Origin of the sequence: Rhizobium aouanii, from assembly GCF_037002925.1 — a bacterium.
GTDB lineage: Bacteria > Pseudomonadota > Alphaproteobacteria > Rhizobiales > Rhizobiaceae > Rhizobium > Rhizobium aouanii.
This window is the reverse complement of record NZ_JBAMYD010000001.1, coordinates 682,232-699,726: the sequence shown is the minus strand read 5'-3', so window position 1 is coordinate 699,726 and position 17,495 is coordinate 682,232. Positions and strand designations below refer to the sequence as shown.

Here is a 17,495-nt window from a genome sequence, read left to right as displayed (position 1 = left end):
GACCCGCGTTTTCCGGGCATGAGAGGCGGCGTGAACGATTCAGCCTCCTTCATTCGCCCAGTCATCGACCTTCAGAGGCTCCGAAACGCGAGCAAAAGCCTTGTCGCGCGTGACGAGGGTTGCGGCAGTTGCAACGGCATGAGCGGCAATCATTATATCAAGGGGCGCCAGAGTCACCCCTTTGGCTTCACAGGCAGCGCGCAGGTCGCCATAAGTTCGCGTGACATCGTGATCCCAAGGGAGAACGTCGACCCGAAGCAGGAATTGGCGGATCCGTTCCGACAGCGCCTTCGGATGGCCTCGCTTGGCAAGACCGTAGAACAGCTCCCCTTCGCTGATCGATGAGATGACGATGTCTTCCATCGGAAGCGCGGCCAACCTTTCGATGATCTCCGGCCGATCACCCTTGATCACATGGCTCACCATAATGGTATCGAGCATCCAGGCTGTCATTCCTTCTAGCCTTCGGATGGATCACGATCATGCGAAGGCTGACGGCGGTCGTCTGGCCCCAGGAAATCGTCCGGAACCTGATCCTTGCCATAAAGTTCGAAGAGACCATCCCATGAATCCGGCTTGCGCGACAGAATGACATCGCCGGTCTTCGGATCACGACGGACGAACACCTCGCTCCCCTCGAAGCGGAACTCCGCAGGGAGCCTGACCGCTTGGCTGCGGCCGGTCGTAAAAATCTTGGCTGTTCTCGTTGCCATGATGCCTCCGCATTGCGATAGCTATCATGATATATACCGCGAGCCAGCAGTGAGCAAGAGCTTCATCCGCCCTAACTACCAACTCTCGAGCCCCTAAGTCCGGCGCCTCAAGAAAACGACCGATCACTGAACGATCTTACGCGGGCTCGCCGTGTGTTCTCTCGCCACGGTGTTGGAATCATCGATTTCCTGAAGCAGGACATCGTAGCCCCAGAGATCGGCAAGATGCTGCAGGACGAGTTTCATGTCGGCTTCCTGGAGATAGCAGCCATTCATGACGATGTGCTGCAGCAGCAGGCGGCGGTCGCCGGCGAGGTCGACGTCAACGATATCGATCGCCGGATCGGTCCAGCCGATATCGTATTCGCGGGAGAGCTGGCGGCGGATGCGCAAATATCCACGCTCGTTGTGGATCGCCGAAACCAGTACCCCCTCGGTCTGCTCCGGATCGTCGTAGAGATGGAACAGCCGCAATTGCCGGATCAGGTTCGGGCTGAGGAACTGGCTGATGAAGCTCTCGTCCCGGTAATTGGCCCAGATGTCGCGCAGGACGGCCATCGCATCGCCGCGTCCCGCGATATCAGGAAACCATGCGCGATCCTCTTCCGTCGGCTTCGTGACGATCCGCTCGATATCCTGCATCATCGCAAAACCCAGCGCGTAGGGGTTGAAGCCCGAGAACCGCCGGTCGTCGTAGCTCGGCTGGAACACGACATTGGCGTGCGACTTCAGGAATTCGAGGAAGTTTCCGTCGCTGATCTGCCCACGCTCGTGAAGCCGGTTCATGATCTGGTAATGGACGAAGGTGGCGGTTCCTTCGTTCATCACCTTGGTCTGTCGCTGGGGATGAAAATATTGTGCGACATGGCGGACGATACGAAGGATTTCACGCTGCCACGGCTGCAGCCGCGGCGCGGATTTCTCGAGAAAATAAAGCAGGTTGTCTTGTGGAAGACCAAGAGCAGCGCGGCGCTTTTCCAGGCCGATGTCGCCCGTCTTCTTGGCCTTGCCGACGGGAACCGTGCGCCACAGGTCGTTGAACATCTGCTCTTCGTGGACTCGGCGTTCCTGCTGCCGCTTCTCCTCCTGGCGAAGGTCGAGCGTGTTCTTACCCGCGTGCCGATGCACCCCGTGCGACATCAGCGCATGGGCAGCATCGAGCGTGCGCTCGACGGCAACCTCTCCGTAACGTTCCTCGCAGCGAGCGATATAGCCTTTGGCGAAATCGAGATAGTCGAGGATGCCTTCCGCATCGGTCCAGAGCTTGAAGAGATAGTTGTTCTTGAAGAAGTGGTTATGACCGAAAGCCGCATGCGCGGTGACGAGCGTCTGCATCGTCGCCGTGTTCTCCTCCATCAGGTAGGAGATGCAGGGCGAGCTATTGATGACGATCTCATAGGCGAGGTCGCGCATCCCGCGGCGGTAGAAGGTTTCGTGATGCGCGAAGTGCTTGCCGAAGGACCAATGGCGGTAGAAAAGCGGCATGCCGGTCGAGGAATAGGCATCGAGCATCTGCTCCGAGGTGATGACTTCGATCTGGTTCGGATAGACGTCGAGGCCGAGTTCGCCGAGCGCAATCTCCTCGCAGGCGTCGTGAATGCGCTGGAGCGTTGAAAAGTCCCAGTCGGCCCCCTCGAATAATAGCCGCTCTCGTGGCCTCAACGTCATGGTCATGGCGTCACCCTCGACTGTGCGTCACGTTTCTGGAAGAGATCGTGAAAAACAGGGAATATCTCGTTTCGCCGGCAGACCTTGCGCATCGAAAGCGGCTGCAGTTCGGAACGGATCCCGTCATAGAGCATCCAAAGTGGTGAGCGGGATACCGAGGAGTCACCGCCTTCTTCGCCGACCTCGATATAGGCGAAATACTGGCACAGCGGCAAAATCTCGCGCAGCAGCTGTCCGCTCAGATTCCCGTCCGAATGGGCGTTGTCGCCGTCCGAGGCCTGGGCGCCATAGATATTCCATTCCGCCGGATCGAAACGCGCCGCGATGATCGCCCGCATTGCCGCCAGCGCACTGGAAACCAGCGTGCCGCCCGTTGCCGGACCATAGAAGAAGGTTTCCTCGTCGACCTCCTCCGCCTTGTCTGTGTGACGGATGAAGACGATCTCCACTTTCTTGTAGCGCTTCGACAGGAAAAGGTAGAGCAGCAGATAGAACCGCTTCGCCAGATCCTTCATGTGTTCCGACATGGAGCCGGAGACGTCCATCAAGCAGAACATCACCGCCTTCGCCACAGGCTTCGGCTCGTTTTCGAAGCGGCGATACCTGACGTCGAGCGGATCGATATAGGGAATGCGCCGGCTTTTTTCCGTCAGGGATTTGAGTTTTGCCTCAAGCGCCAGCCGGCTCTCGTCGTCCTCGCATTCCTCGATCTGCCGCTGCAGGGCTTCGATTTCTTCGCGGCGCGGACGGTGAAGCGCGACACGGCGCATCATCGCCAGCCTGGTCGTGCGACCGACGGCGATGTTGGACGGCGATCCCGACACGGAATAACCGGCACGGAACGGAGTTTCCTCCTCGGTTTCGGCCAGGCGTCGCTTGGCAAGGTCGGGCAGTTCCAGATCGTCCAGGAACACATCGAGGAATTCCTCGCGCGTCAGCACGAAGCGGAAGCCGTCCTCGCCGTCGCCCTCACCCGCATCCTTGGGTTTTCCGCCCCTGCTCCCCGGCGGGCGCGGAAGAATGTCGCCTTCGACGAAGGCCCTGTTTCCAGGCAGGATATGGTCGCGGATGCCGCCGTCGCCCCTTCTCAAGTTCGGCTCGGCCATTCCATCGATCGGCAGGCTGATTTCCCCGCCGTCGAGCACATCGCGAATGTTGCGGTTTTGCAGAGAACGTTTTACCGCCTGCTGCACGGCGCCCTTCATGCGTCGAAGGAACCGCTGCCGATTTTCCAGACTTTTACCGCGCGGATTTAGCCGACGGTCGACAATGTGCATATTGGCTCCACATTAACTTGCCTGTTTGACGCGCATGTACCATTCGACGAGGCGCCGAACCTGCCTCTCCGTGTAACCCCGCGCGGCCATGCGCGAGACGAATTCGCTGTGCTTCTTTTCCGTTTCGGAATCCTTCTTCGATCCGAAGGAAATGACCGGCAAAAGATCTTCGACCTGCGAGAACATTCGCTTTTCGATGACTTCCCGGATTTTCTCGTAGCTCGTCCATGACGGATTCTTTCCGCCGTTGGCTGCCCGCGATCTCAAGCAGAACTTGACGATTTCGTTGCGGAAATCCTTCGGATTGGCGATTCCCGCCGGCTTTTCGATTTTCGTCAGTTCCTGGTTGAGGAGCTCGCGGTCGAGAAGCTGGCCGGTATCGGGATCCTTGAAGTCCACATCTTCGATCCAGGCATCGGCATAATCGACGTAGCGGTCGAACAGGTTCTGTCCGTAGTCCGCATAGGACTCAAGATAGGCCTTCTGGATTTCATTGCCAATAAACTCTGCGTAACGCGGCGCAAGATCGGCCTTGATGAACTCCAGATATCGCTTCTCGACGTCGTCGGAAAACTGTTCGCGGCGGATCGACTGCTCCAGCACATACATCAGGTGAACCGGGTCAGCGCCGATATCCGTGGTGTCGTGATTGAAAGTGGAGGCGAGCACCTTGAAGGCGAAGCGGGTCGATATTCCGTCCATGCCCTCGTCGATGCCGGCGGCATCCCGATATTCCTGGACACTGCGGGCACGCGGATCCGTCTCTTTCAGGCTTTCGCCGTCATAGGTGCGCATCTTCGAGAAAAAGGTCGAATTCTCATGCTTGCGCAGGCGTGAAAGCACGGAGAAGCGGGCCAGCATTTCGAGCGTTGCCGGGGCGCATGGCGCATCGGCGAGTTCCGACCCCTCGATCAGCTTCTCATAGATCTTCTGCTCTTCCGTGACACGAAGGCAATAAGGCACCTTGATCACGCAGATGCGGTCGATGAACGCTTCGTTGTTCTTGTTGGCCTTGAAGGTCTGCCACTCCGCCTCGTTCGAATGCGCAAGGACGATGCCGGAGAAGGGTATGGCGCCGATATTCTCGGAGCCGATATAGTTCCCCTCCTGCGTCGCCGTCAGCAGCGGATGCAGCATCTTGATCGGCGCCTTGAACATCTCGACGAATTCGAGGATGCCCTGATTGGCGCGGTTGAGGCCGCCCGAATAGCTGTAGGCATCGGGATCGTTCTGGGAATAGGTCTCCAGCTTTCGGATATCGACCTTGCCGACCAGCGACGAGATATCCTGATTGTTCTCATCTCCAGGCTCGGTCTTGGCGATGGCAATCTGGCGCAACCGCGAAGGCTGTACCCTGACGACACGGAAGCGGGAAATATCGCCTCCGAAGTCGTCGAGCCGCTTCAGGCACCACGGGCTCATCAGTCCGCTCAGGCGCCGCAGCGGAATGCCGTATTGCTCCTGCAGGAGCGATCCCATCGTGTCCGGGTCGAAGAGGTTGAGCGGACTTTCGAAAACCGGGCTGATCTCGTCACCGGCCTTCAGCACGTAGATCGGATGAAGCTCCATCAGCAGCTTCAGCCGCTCCGCCAGCGATGACTTGCCGCCGCCGACCGGGCCGAGCAGATAGAGGATCTGCTTGCGCTCCTCGAGCCCCTGCGCCGCGTGCCGGAAGAAGGAAACGATGCGTTCGATTGTCTCTTCCATGCCGTGGAAACCGGCAAAGGCCGGATAGATCCGGATAGTCCGGTTCATGAAGATCCGGCCGAGGCGGGTGTCCCTGGCGGTGTCGACCATCTGCGGCTCGCCTATCGCGGCGAGCAGCCGCTCGGTCGCATTGGCATAGGCAAGCGGTTCCTTTTTGCAAAGATCGAGATACTCCGCGATCGACATATCGGTCTCGCGACGCGCATCATAGCTGCGGGTGAACGCATCAAATACGGATTCGCTCAGCATGGGCCCTCCATTCAAGGTTAATGCCACAGGCTTCAGGTGTCCCTATAACCATCGAGATGGCCATGACGTTCCTGAGAATCAATAGTTTCGTCAGTTATTCCACGCTCACCGGCCGTTTCTAGCAATGCACGAAATTGTGCATCCACCGGTTCTTTAATTACTGTACGAAACTGTTGGTCAGTATAGTTCAGAAAGACGCCATCGCGGTATCAGCACATTTCACGACGTGACAGAAAGATGAAAAAGGTGTGCAATACCGCCCGTGATTCGAGATCCCGAAAATCAGCGATCGGCAGGCGGCGAGCCCGTTCGATCGGTGAATATCGATGTGCGACGGGCGATACGACGCTGGAAAATTCGGGATATTCTTGGAAACGGAATATTCTTAGAGAATGGGCGCGTGACGATCATGCGCCGGATATTGCGATCATGTCTCCGCAGGCCTTCAGCCGTTGAACGCATCCTCGAGCGCAGCGACGTCGATCTTGACCATGCCGAGCATCGCTTCGGTTACACGCCTGGCCCGCTCACGATCGCTGTCGGCGATCATCTCGGAAAGCACGCGCGGGACGATCTGCCAGGAAAGGCCCCAGCGGTCCTTCAGCCAGCCGCAGGCTTCCGGCGTGCCGCCGTTCGCGAGAAAGGCATTCCAGACGCGATCGATCTCGGCCTGGCTTTCCACGAGAATCGCGATCGAGAAGGAATGGTTGAAACTATCGAGCGGGCCGGCCTTCATGGCCAGGAAGGCCTGGTCGGCGAGCGTGAACTCGATCAGCTCGACGCTGCCGGGAGGCCCGCTCGGCGTTTCCGCCGGCAATATGGTGGTGCGGCCGATCCTGGAGTCCGGGATAACAGACACATAAAATTCGACAGCTTCGCGCGCTTCCTCGGCGAACCAGAGATTTGAAACGACCTTCGGCATGAAACGGCCTCCTTGTTGACGGGTGTTGATCCGGACTGGTGTCCGATGATCCAAGGACGCCCCACCTGCACCAGTTCCGACACACCGCGATCGGAATTTTAGCCCTGCCCGCCCGCACGCCGACCGCAGCCGGGCTCGGCGGCGGCATTGCCGCCCGCAACATACCGCCTGGGATAGCGCCGGCTCGGGAATGAAAGCAGAACATCTTTTCTGGTCTTTCCTTCCCGAATCACTACATTACGCGCCATGAGCAATAGTTTCGACGATATGCCCTTCTTCGACGAAGAACCGGGCGAGATGGCGCGCAAGCCGCAGCCGCCTGCCGCACCCGCCGAAAGGGCGCCCGCCGCCGGTGGCGGTATCGCCGCCCGCGCCATGGCGGCTCGCGACGGCGGCAAGCGACCGGATTATCTCGCCGGGCTGAACCCCGAGCAGACCGAAGCCGTCGAAACGTTGGAAGGCCCGGTCCTCGTGCTCGCCGGCGCCGGCACCGGCAAGACCCGCGTGCTGACGACCCGCATCGCCCATATCCTCAATACCGGCCGCGCCTTCCCCTCGCAGATCCTCGCCGTCACCTTCACCAACAAGGCGGCCCGCGAGATGAAGGAGCGTATCGCGTTGCTGGTCGGCGGCGCCGTCGAAGGCATGCCCTGGCTCGGCACCTTCCATTCGATCGGCGTCAAGCTTCTGCGTCGCCACGGCGAGCTTGTCGGCCTGCGCTCCGATTTCACCATTCTCGATACCGACGACGTCGTCCGCCTGATCAAGCAGATCATCCAGGCCGAAGGCCTCGACGACAAGCGCTGGCCGGCCAAGCAGTTCGCCGGCATGATCGACACCTGGAAGAACAAAGGCCTCGGCCCCGCCGATATCCCCGAGGGCGACGCCCGCGCCTTTGCCAATGGCCGCGGCCGCGATCTCTATTTTGCCTATCAGGCGCGCTTGACGACGCTGAACGCCTGCGATTTCGGCGACCTGCTGATGCATCCGATCGCGATCTTCCGCAAGAACCCGGATCTCTTGAAGGAATATCACGGCCGCTTCCGCTATATCCTCGTCGACGAGTACCAGGATACCAACACCGCCCAGTACATGTGGCTCAGGCTTCTCGCCCAGCGCCCCAAGGGCGAGCCGCAGAACGTCTGCTGCGTCGGCGACGACGATCAGTCGATCTATGGCTGGCGCGGCGCGGAGGTCGACAATATCCTGCGCTTCGAAAAGGATTTCCCCGGCGCCAAGGTGATCAAGCTCGAGCGCAACTACCGCTCGACCGAACATATCCTCGGGGCCGCCGCCCATCTGATCGCCCATAATGAGGGCCGCCTCGGCAAGACGCTGTTCACCGACCGCTCCGATCCTGATGACGTCAAGGTGCAGGTCCACGCTTCCTGGGATTCGGAGGAGGAAGCCCGCGCCATCGGCGAGGAGATCGAGCAGCTCCAGCGCGGCAAGCATCTCTTGAACGACATGGCGATCCTCGTGCGCGCCTCCTTCCAGATGCGCGAATTCGAAGACCGCTTCGTCACCCTCGGCCTCAACTATCGCGTCATCGGCGGCCCGCGCTTCTATGAGCGCCTCGAAATCCGCGATGCCATGGCCTATTTCCGCCTCGTTGCTCAAGCCTCCGACGACCTCGCTTTCGAGCGCATCGTCAACACCCCGAAGCGCGGCCTCGGCGATACGACGGTGCGGGCGCTGCACGACTATGCCCGTGCCCGGGATATCCCGATGCTTGCGGCAGCAGTCGACATCATCGAGACGGACGAATTGAAGCCGAAGGCGCGAAAGGCGCTCTTCGACGTGATTCAATCTTTCCGCCGATGGCAGGAACTGCTTGAAAACACGCCGCATACCGAACTTGCCGAGCAGATCCTCGAAGAGTCCGGCTATACCGACATGTGGAAGAACGACAAGAGCGCTGAAGCCCCCGGCCGCCTCGAAAACCTCAAGGAACTGATCCGCTCGATGGAAAGCTTCGAGTCGATGCGCGGCTTCCTCGAACACGTCTCCCTGGTGATGGATGCCGAGACCAACGAGAACCTCGATGCCGTCTCGATCATGACGCTGCACTCGGCCAAGGGCTTGGAATTCGACACCGTCTTTCTGCCCGGCTGGGAAGAAGGCCTCTTCCCGCACCAGCGCTCGCTGGATGAGAGCGGCCGCGCCGGCCTGGAGGAGGAACGCCGCCTCGCCTATGTCGGCATCACCCGCGCCAAGCACCGCTGCCACATCTGGTTCGTCTCCAACCGCCGCATCCATGGGCTCTGGCAATCGACCCTGCCTTCACGTTTCCTCGACGAACTGCCGGAAACCCATGTCGAGGTCGCCGCAATGGAGCAGAGCTACGGCGGTTACGGCCGCGGCGGCTACGGCCAGTCCCGCTTCGACAAGGCCGAACCCTTCGCCAACTCCTATTCCACTCCCGGCTGGAAACGCGCCCAGGCCAACAAGACCGACGCTACGCGCGACAATTGGGGCACCCGCTCCGGCCACGCCGTCGAACGCATCGGCTATGGCGAAAGCGGCCCGAAGGGGCGCACGATCGAAGGCGAACTGGTGGCGAAATCGACCTCGTCGGAACCGTCGAGATTCACGCTTGGCGACCGCGTGTTCCACCTCAAATTCGGCAACGGCAACATCACCGGCATCGAAGGCAACAAGCTGACGATCGAGTTCGACCGGGCCGGACAGAAGCGCGTATTGGACGGGTTCGTTGAGCGCGTGTGACCTTGAAGCAATTCCAGGAAAAGTGCGAATCGTTTTCCTAGGCAACGCGCGAAGCGGTTTTGCCGGAAATTGCGTAAAAGGCTGCTCCGGTTCCGCGCTCCGATGAACAACTGAACCGTCGGCCCCGCGCGAGAACGCTCACCCGAGCATCCGCATCCTTCCAAGTCCGAGAATATCGTTGACGAGCGCTATGCCCATGCCCGCGGCGACGATTCCCAACCCGATCAGAAAGAGCCGGCGCGACCGATCATAGTTGGCGGCAATCAGGGAGTTCCGTGCCAGCAGATCGGCAAAGACCTTCACCTGGACGGCGATGCCCACGGTCAGGAACAGCATCGGCAGAATATCGATGCGGCTCCAGTCGTTGGGGTTGGAAACCCAGACACTGATGAAATTGAGCGAGAAGCCAAGGATGATCCCGGCTGCTGTCAGCGATCCGTTGCGAAACGTCGCATCGATCTTTTCGTTGGGATCCGGCTCTGACATGGCTTCGCTCCCGCCTTGCTTCTGAGGGTAAGAAAGGCAGAATTCATGACCCGGAGCAAGGTCGGCTTGATGTCACCTCTCGCAGAAAGCAGACGAAATGTCGCAGCCGCGTAAACCCCGGCACTCCGCCCATAGCTCCTCCGTGCGCTGCGTTACGGCAATTTCAGGCAAACTCGGGCATGGATTTAATCGCCCCAGACAAAGCTATAGCTAAAAAACAAGAATTCCAACGAAACAGCTTTGTAAACGAGGGTTAACGTGCGTCGACCGCGCCCTCGAAACCTATCGCAAATACCTACGGCGCTTCCGCAGCAGCAGGTGATTCCACAGCCGACGACGTGGCTGCTGTCTAGCAGGTCGAGATCCGGGCTCCGCCGCCGGCGGAGCCTCGATCCATCATGCCCCGCAAAAGCGTCTTACGCAGGCAGATCGAATTTGGTGGCAATTGCCGTTGTCTCCGGCTTGCTGTTGTCTGCGATCCCGCTCCCCTCCGTTCCATCTCAACACGAGAAAGCTCCACAATTCTCGCAATTGCATCAGCGCATTCTGTTTTGACGACTTACTACCCCTGGTGCCAGAATTAACACTTGCGCGTCCGCGCCTGGAAATCCACTAGTTGATGCGTTCGGTGTTTTGGCATCTTACAATGCAATAAGCGAAGGGATTGGCCTTGATGAAAGCGCTGCTGCTCGTCGACATTCAAAACGGCTTCTGTCCGGGCGGCAATCTGCCGGTGCCGGAGGGCGACAAGGTGGTTCCCGTCGCAAACAGGCTGATCGACAGCGGCAAATACGACCTGATCGTCGCCTCGCAGGACTGGCACCCGCCGGGCCATGGCAGCTTCGCCTCCGCCCATCCCGGTGTCGCTCCCTTCGAGATGGGAGAACTGTCGGGCAAGCCGCAGATGATGTGGCCCGACCATTGCATCCAGGGCACGCTCGATGCCGAACTGCATCCAGAACTCAAATCCGAAGAGATCGATCTGATCCAGCAGAAGGGCGAGGATCCCCATATCGACAGCTATTCGGCCTTCCGCGACAATGACCGCGATGCTTCGACCGGCCTTTCCGATTTCCTGCAGGGCCAAGGCGTCACCGACCTCGACGTCTGCGGGCTGGCGACCGACTATTGCGTCAAGTTCTCCGCACTCGACGCACTGGAGATGATGCCGGGTATCCGCGTGCGCTTCATCGAGGATGCAAGCCGCGGCATCACGCCTGAAGATGTTGCCGCCGCCATCGACGAAATGCGGGCGCATGGCATCGCGATCATCGACAGCGCCAAGGCCCTGGCCGGCTGATAGAGATCAGCGACAAAAGACAGTGTGGCGGATGTCGGATCGGCACAGGTCCATCCGTCCTTGGCTCTGAACACACCAGTCAGGGAGTTGAGAGATGAGAAAGCTTGTTACCGCAGCCTTCGTGAGCTTGGATGGCGTCATGCAGGCGCCGGGCGCGCCGCAGGAGGATCCGACCGGCGGCTTCACCCTTGGCGGCTGGACCGTCAATTACTGGGACGAGCCGATGGGCGCTTTCATGGACGGGATTTTTACCGATCCCTTCGCACTGCTGCTCGGCCGCAAGACCTACGAGATCTTCGCGGCGCACTGGCCTTTCGTCGGCAAAGACGATCCCATCGGAAAAGCCTTCAATGCCGCGACCAAATATGTCGCAACCACCTCGAAAGAGCCGCTCACCTGGGAAAATTCCTTTGGGCTGCGCGGCGATGCCGCCGTCGAAATCGCCCGTTTGAAGCAGCAGGACGGTCCCGACCTCCTGACGCAGGGCAGCAGCGGCCTGCTGCAAACCCTGCTGGCGCACGACCTGATCGACGAACTCCGGCTCCTGACCTTCCCGCTCATCCTTGGCCCCGGCAAGCGCTTGTTCGGCAAGGGCGCCAAGCCGGCGGCCCTGAAGCTCACCGCCAGCTCGGTATCGACGACCGGCGTCATCATGAGCGTCTACAAGCGCGCCGGCGAGGTCGAAACCGGCAGCTTCGCGATGGCCGAGCCCTCGCAGGCCGAACTCGCACGCCGGGAGCGGATGAAGCGCGAGGGCTGAGAAAGCGCGGGCGAACGAAAGAGCGGAGGCTAGGCGGGCAGCTGTCTGGCTTCTTATTTCAAGACATAGGCGTCGTATGTCTCATCGCTTCCGGCAACCGCACCGAAGCTTTTGACGAGCTCTGTCGCGCTTTGGAAAGCCGAAATCTCCTCTGGCGTCAGAGACAGCCGCCACACGTAGCTTTCACGCAAGGAGACGGGAGCGGTGATCCGATCGAGCCGCTGCGAGAGAAGAATGATGACAGGCACCCGCTCACTCTGCTGCAATCGGCGTGCTGATTGGAGGATATCGGCAAGGCTGAGCGAAAGCCGCGCGTTGCGGGTATATCGCACGATGGCGCCGAACCGCTCCTCGCGCAGAAGATAGGTGCGGTTGGAGACGTAATAGGGCAAGGCCTCCACGAGATAGTCGGGATCCGCCATGATGACCGCGTCCTTGAGATCAGGGCGCGATTGCATGAACGCACCGAAATCCTTGCTTCGGCTCAGGGGAATTTCGGCTATGAAGGCCCGATTGACCTTTTCGATACCGGACACGACCTGTAGCGCCAGCAATATCAGGAAGCACAGACGCCCGAACCTTACGATCCCGCCAGTAGCCTCGATGCCGGCAGCGCCCGCCCCCTCGCGCTGGGTACGCCTGGTCAAAGCGGTGATCGCGATCATGAAAACCAGCCAGAGCGCCTGATGTCTGTATCCGCCCGGATAGACAAGCGTAAAAAGCAGCGAAAGCCCTAACAGAACCAGTCCGGCTGCGATCATCGCCGGCCGCCGGTTCGCCAGCGCCAACAGGCTGGCGTAGATAAGCACGGACATCAACGCTGCGAAAATACGGGAGGCCAACGGATATGCCACGACCAGTTCAAGGACGCGGTTGGGATAGAATTCCATAAAATGGGAACTGGGCACGGCAAGCGCACCGAGGGCAAGCAAAGCGAAATTCTTGCCGCTGAGATCGTTCTGCCCCGTATCATTGAAGGTCGGATAGACCGTTAGGAAACATAGAACAATTCCAACCGCGGCAATGGCAGCGGCTGTCGCAAAGGCCCGATATTCGTTCAGAGGACGCTTTGGTCGCGCCAGAAGCAAAGTGAAAAACCAATAGGCGAGGAAGCCGCCGACCAGCACGATCGAATGGACGTTGGTATTTGCCAGCAAGGCAAACAAAAGGCCAAGCAATATGCCGTTGCGTGTTCCTTTCTCCCAATTCAGGACGATAAGGAAAATCACCAGCATGCTGATGCCGTAATTTCGCGACATCGCGGCATATTCGAAAATCGAAAAGCTGCTGAACAACGACAGCAGCATGATGGAAAGCGGCAGTTTCAGCCTGAAAACCAGAAGATAGGCCGCAGCCGCCGCAATCGTCAGGGCGACGATCTTCAGGACGACAGGCGAGCCAACCACGACATAGGCGGCGCGCAGCAGGATATACCAGAGAGCAGGATGCCCCTCGCCATGCATCTGGCGAAGCATATCGATGAAACTGTCCCCCTGAAGGGCCAGTGACAATGCACGGACCTCGTCACGCCAGACGGTTTCGGACCAGCAAAGCGCAGACGCCAGCGCAAGCCAGGTCATGAAGATCAACGCCTTGCCGAGTTTGGCGGATCGAGGTTCATCGATAACAGAGACAATCAAGGCCAAGACACGCAACCCGGTGAAAGAAAGCGTCCCGACCATATCGGCGCAGACATAATTTGGCGTTAAGTGAGGGCTCTGGTTTGATTCTAAGGCGCTAGAATTTTTTCCTCCCTCTCAAGCAGATGGATATCTTCGGCCATGTCTTCCATTCGCTTCAACAGGGCTGCCTGCGCATCCCTCAGCCCTCGATTGTAGACGTACGCGCCGATCTCCTCGACGAAGAAATCAAGCAGGAATTCAGCCGGCAAGGCGCCGATGGGATCCAGCTCCCGGTCGAAATAAGCGCGGATGCGCGAAACGATCTCAGCCTTTTCTTCCTTCGAAAATTCGATCTTCTTCATGGTTTCCTCTTTGCCGAATGCGATCGGGAGTTTGATGGTTCAGCGAAATCGATTGGTCAATCAATGAAATTCAATTGCCGTCGCAGGCCGCAGACCATAAGGGAAAACCTGAATTCCAACAGGAAAGATCCCATGAATCGCGCCGACTTTGTAGAAGGTTTGCGGGGCGGCTCCGCCGTTGCGCTGGCATCGGCGCCCTTTGGCGCCCTCTTCGGAGCGCTTGCGGTCGAAAACGGCATGTCGCTCTCCGAAGCCGCCTTCATGAGCGCCACCGTCTATGCCGGCGCCAGTCAGATGGTCGGCATCGAACTCTTCGGACACAATGTCCACGCCTGGCTGATCGTACTGTCGATCCTCGCCGTCAATTTCCGTCACGTGCTCTATTCGGCGGCGCTGGCCCGCTACATCGGCCATTTCACGCCGGTGCAGAAATTCTTCACCTTCTTTCTGCTCGTCGATCCGCAATTTGCCGAAGCGGTGAAGCGCGGCGAAGCGGGCCGTCCGCTCACCTTCGACTGGTATCTCGGCTTCGGCATCATCATCTACATTCCCTGGGTGCTGATCAGCGTCATCGGCGGCATGCTCGGCGGCTTCATCGGCGATCCGAAGGCGATCGGCCTCGATATCCTGCTGCCGGCCTATTTCCTCGGCATCGTCCTCGGCTTCCGCAAGCGCGATAATTTCCTGCCCGTGGCGCTCGTCAGCGCTGTGGCTTCCGTACTCGCCTACCGCTATGTCGGCTCGCCCTGGCATGTCAGCCTCGGTGCTGCCGTCGGCATCCTACTCGCCGCCGTGCTGCCTTTGCCGCCGCAAGAGGCTGATCTCGAAGCCGACGCCCTTAAATCCGAAGTGCACGAGGTCTAAGCCATGGAATTCGATCTTCACATGGCGCTCGTCATCCTCGCCGCAGCCGCCGCCACCTTCGCCACCCGCATCGGCGGCTATATCCTCATCACCCGAATGAAGAGCATCCCCCCGCGCATGGAGGCGGCGCTGAATGCCGTGCCGGCCGCCGTGCTGACGACGCTGGTCGCACCCGCCTTCTTCATCGGCGGCTGGGAATCGAAGCTGGCGCTGATCGCCGCCCTCTTCATCGGCTTGCGCTTCACCCATACATGGATGCTGGTCGCCGCGTGGATCGTCGTGATGACCTGGCGCCACACGATCGGCGCCTGAGTACCGGCCCGAAAGCCGGCGCAGAAATTCAAGGTACTACAGCGTCGCTAAGGCTGACGCCGCTTTCTCAATATTCCAGCGGCAGCGTCGCGTTTTCGAGCCATGCCCTGACATCGTGATCGTGGATGAGCGGCATCAGCGCCTCGCATGTGCGGCGATGATAGTCGTTGAACCAGTGCAGTTCGTCATGGGTCAGAAGCTCGGGGATGACGAGGCTGCGGTCGATCGGGCAGAAAGTCAGCGTCTCGAATCCGAGCATCGGCGCATCGCCGCCCTCGATCTCCTCGGCCCCGCGCACATAGATCAGGTTCTCGATGCGGATGCCGAAGCTGCCGGGCCGGTAATAGCCCGGCTCGTTCGAAAGGATCATGCCGGGCAGCAGTTCCTGAGTCGACAGCCTGGAGATGCGCTGCGGCCCCTCATGCACCGAGAGATAGGAGCCGACGCCATGGCCTGTGCCGTGAGCGAAATCGGCACCGGCCCGCCACAAGGCGATGCGCGCCAGCGGATCGAGATCGCAGCCGCGCGTGCCCTTCGGGAAACGCGCCGTGCTGATCCCGATCATCCCCTTCAGCACCAGCGTGAAGAAGCGCCGATGCTCTTCCGAAACAGCGCCGATGCCGACGGTGCGGGTGATGTCGGTCGTGCCGTTGATATATTGCGCGCCGGAATCGATCAGGAAGAGTTCGCCGGCCTCGATCATCCGGTTGGTCTCGGTCGTCACGCGATAATGCATGATCGCCGCATGTTCGCCGGCGCCCGAAATCGTGTCGAAGGAAATATCCTTCAGCGGGTTCTGCATACTCTGGCCGACGCGGGCGCGAGCCGCTTCGAGATGCTCGGCAGCCGTGATCTCGCTCACCGTGCCCGGCTTCGTCTGCGACAGCCAATAAAGGAATTCCGCCATCGCCGCCCCGTCCTGCAGATGCGCGGCGGCAGAGCCGTTGATCTCGACGTCGTTCTTCACTGCGCGCGGCAATTTGGCGGGATCGGCGCCCTCCACCACTTCGCCGCCCGCCTTGCGGATGATCTCCGCCAACGCATAGGCGGCAATGTCAGGGTCGATCAGCACGCGGCCGCCGTCCCTGGAGACGGCGGCGAGCTTTTCTTCCAGCGCCGATGGCGGCAGCTGCGTGCAAATCTGCGCGAGATAGGCCTCCGGCTCGATGCCGGTCTTGCGCTTGTCGAGGAAGATCTCGGCCCGGCCGTCGGCATGGATGATGGCGCGCGCCAGCGGGTGCGGCGTGTGCGGCACATCGGCGCCGCGAATATTGAAGGTCCAGGCGACCGAAGAGGGATCGGCGATCAACACCGCCGCAAGATTCTTCTTCGAAAGATCGGCGGCGATCGTCGCGATCTTCTCTCGCGCCAGCAAACCGGCCTGCGCGACGTTCTGGATGCTGACCGCGCCAAGCGGCTCGGCCGGCCGGTCGTCCCAAAGCCTGTCGAGCGGATTGTGCGGCAGGAAAACCAATGTGCCGCCGATCTCCGACAGCGCCCTTTCCAGACGGCGCACCTCGGCCCCGGCATGCAGCCAGGGGTCGATGCCGAGCCGCAGGCCCTTGGCACCGTTTGCGGCAAGCCAGACATGCGGCGGCTCGTTGACGAGATCGCCACCCGAAAAGACCGAACCGTCGACCTGTTCGGCAAGCTGCGTCACATAGCGTCCGTCGACGAAGACGATCGCCTGCGTGCGCAGGATCAGCGCAATGCCGGCCGAGCCGATAAAGCCGGTCAGCCATGCCAAGCGCTCCGAACATGCGGGAACATATTCGCCGTTGAATTCATCGGCGCGCGGCACGAGGAAGGCGTCGATGCCGAGCGAATCGAAACTGGCGCGCAGCGCCAACACACGATCCCTGCCGAATTGCGGCGTGGAGGTAACCTCGAAAGACTGAAACATGCTGGAAACCCGAATGATTGAGACGAATCCGGTTAATGGGATGCCGGCCATGTTAGCGAAATTTCAACCGATGGGGAGAAAAAGCGACAAAACGAGTCGAAACCCCTGGGACCGCTCAACATTTTGACAGAACTGTGACGCCAAAAGTTAATTTGGCACGCTTTATGCATTGGCCGCATGGCTCCCATGAGCAAAACCCTCTGCCTCCGCATTTCAGAATAGCTATATAGGCGTCATCGAACGGTTCGCGATGAACCTGTAAACAAAGGAATTCTTGAAATGACCGCCTCTCTCTCGCGCTTCGCATATAGCAGCCCGGTGCAGGCTGGCGAACGCCAGACCGTGCGTCACGTGATCGGCGCCCGCCGCCCGCAGAACGAAGACAGCCTCAAGCTGCTCGGCGCCGGCCAGCGGGCCACGCGCCACAAGGGCGCCCCCAGCTACGCGTTCTAAGCCTGAAAGCCAGTCCGTCTCCTCCCTCCCGGACCGGCCTATTGGAATGCAGTAGAGCCCGCTCGAGCGCTCCTCCCCTTGAGCTCGCGGGCATTGACCGGATAGACCGGTCGAAGGCGGTGCCATCGGCACCGCCTTTTTTGTTGTCTTCAACAAGGCACGGTACACTA

Annotated in this window: 16 protein-coding genes; 6 read left to right on the top strand and 10 right to left on the bottom strand. The window is 59.9% G+C overall.

The features are described 5' to 3' along the window. Positions 1–39 precede the first annotated feature (39 nt). The 6 genes from V8P77_RS03380 to V8P77_RS03355 all read right to left on the bottom strand — a co-directional run bounded on the left by V8P77_RS03380 (position 40) and on the right by V8P77_RS03355 (position 6,536). Positions 40–453, bottom strand: a complete 414-nt coding sequence (locus V8P77_RS03380; protein WP_335910687.1) for a type II toxin-antitoxin system VapC family toxin — start codon at positions 451–453, stop codon at positions 40–42. A 5-nt stretch (positions 454–458) separates the two neighbouring features. Continuing rightward, entirely contained in the window at positions 459–713 is a 255-nt protein-coding gene (locus V8P77_RS03375; RefSeq protein ID WP_335910686.1) for an antitoxin, read from the bottom strand. Positions 714–836: 123 nt separating this feature from the next. Continuing rightward, positions 837–2,387, bottom strand: coding sequence for a SpoVR family protein (locus V8P77_RS03370; RefSeq protein ID WP_335910685.1), 1,551 nt, complete (start codon positions 2,385–2,387; stop codon positions 837–839). Next, positions 2,384–3,658, bottom strand: a complete 1,275-nt coding sequence (locus tag V8P77_RS03365) for a YeaH/YhbH family protein (RefSeq protein ID WP_335910684.1) — start codon at positions 3,656–3,658, stop codon at positions 2,384–2,386. The genes V8P77_RS03370 and V8P77_RS03365 overlap by 4 nt, the downstream gene beginning before the upstream one ends. A 12-nt stretch (positions 3,659–3,670) precedes the next feature. Then, complete coding sequence (locus tag V8P77_RS03360) at positions 3,671–5,614, bottom strand: PrkA family serine protein kinase (RefSeq protein WP_335910683.1); 1,944 nt, start codon at positions 5,612–5,614, stop codon at positions 3,671–3,673. A gap of 445 nt (positions 5,615–6,059) precedes the next feature. Continuing rightward, complete coding sequence (locus V8P77_RS03355) at positions 6,060–6,536, bottom strand: VOC family protein (protein WP_335910682.1); 477 nt, start codon at positions 6,534–6,536, stop codon at positions 6,060–6,062. 246 nt (positions 6,537–6,782) lie between these two features. Here V8P77_RS03355 and V8P77_RS03350 point away from each other — a divergent pair, with 246 nt between their 5' ends. Continuing rightward, positions 6,783–9,263, top strand: coding sequence for an ATP-dependent helicase (locus V8P77_RS03350; protein WP_335910681.1), 2,481 nt, complete (start codon positions 6,783–6,785; stop codon positions 9,261–9,263). A gap of 138 nt (positions 9,264–9,401) precedes the next feature. On the opposite strand, the gene V8P77_RS03345 is transcribed toward V8P77_RS03350, so the two are convergent. Next, the gene (locus tag V8P77_RS03345) at positions 9,402–9,749 is read right to left on the bottom strand and encodes a hypothetical protein (RefSeq protein ID WP_335910680.1); all 348 of its coding nucleotides are present in this window, start codon (positions 9,747–9,749) and stop codon (positions 9,402–9,404) included. A gap of 673 nt (positions 9,750–10,422) precedes the next feature. Between V8P77_RS03345 and pncA the strand changes: the two genes are divergently transcribed. Both pncA and V8P77_RS03335 read left to right on the top strand, forming a co-directional pair. Then, on the top strand, positions 10,423–11,049 hold the full coding sequence (gene pncA, locus V8P77_RS03340; protein ID WP_335910679.1) for a bifunctional nicotinamidase/pyrazinamidase: 627 nt from the start codon (positions 10,423–10,425) through the stop codon (positions 11,047–11,049). Between the two features lie 94 nt (positions 11,050–11,143). Then, positions 11,144–11,809, top strand: a complete 666-nt coding sequence (locus V8P77_RS03335) for a dihydrofolate reductase family protein (RefSeq protein ID WP_335910678.1) — start codon at positions 11,144–11,146, stop codon at positions 11,807–11,809. Between the two features lie 53 nt (positions 11,810–11,862). On the opposite strand, the gene V8P77_RS03330 is transcribed toward V8P77_RS03335, so the two are convergent. Beyond that, positions 11,863–13,455 (bottom strand): hypothetical protein, encoded by a 1,593-nt coding sequence (locus tag V8P77_RS03330; protein ID WP_335910677.1) that lies wholly within the window; start codon positions 13,453–13,455, stop codon positions 11,863–11,865. Positions 13,456–13,538: 83 nt separating this feature from the next. Next, positions 13,539–13,793 (bottom strand): DUF2164 domain-containing protein, encoded by a 255-nt coding sequence (locus V8P77_RS03325; RefSeq protein WP_168330171.1) that lies wholly within the window; start codon positions 13,791–13,793, stop codon positions 13,539–13,541. A 132-nt stretch (positions 13,794–13,925) separates the two neighbouring features. Here V8P77_RS03325 and V8P77_RS03320 point away from each other — a divergent pair, with 132 nt between their 5' ends. After that, positions 13,926–14,657 (top strand): AzlC family ABC transporter permease, encoded by a 732-nt coding sequence (locus tag V8P77_RS03320; protein WP_335910676.1) that lies wholly within the window; start codon positions 13,926–13,928, stop codon positions 14,655–14,657. Between the two features lie 3 nt (positions 14,658–14,660). Then, on the top strand, positions 14,661–14,969 hold the full coding sequence (locus V8P77_RS03315; protein WP_017965080.1) for an AzlD family protein: 309 nt from the start codon (positions 14,661–14,663) through the stop codon (positions 14,967–14,969). Positions 14,970–15,036: 67 nt separating this feature from the next. Here V8P77_RS03315 and V8P77_RS03310 read toward each other — a convergent pair whose 3' ends face one another. Further along, positions 15,037–16,872, bottom strand: a complete 1,836-nt coding sequence (locus V8P77_RS03310) for an aminopeptidase P family protein (protein WP_335910675.1) — start codon at positions 16,870–16,872, stop codon at positions 15,037–15,039. Positions 16,873–17,151: 279 nt separating this feature from the next. Between V8P77_RS03310 and V8P77_RS03305 the strand changes: the two genes are divergently transcribed. Beyond that, positions 17,152–17,325, top strand: a complete 174-nt coding sequence (locus V8P77_RS03305; RefSeq protein WP_003541368.1) for a hypothetical protein — start codon at positions 17,152–17,154, stop codon at positions 17,323–17,325. The last annotated feature ends 170 nt before the right edge of the window (positions 17,326–17,495 follow it).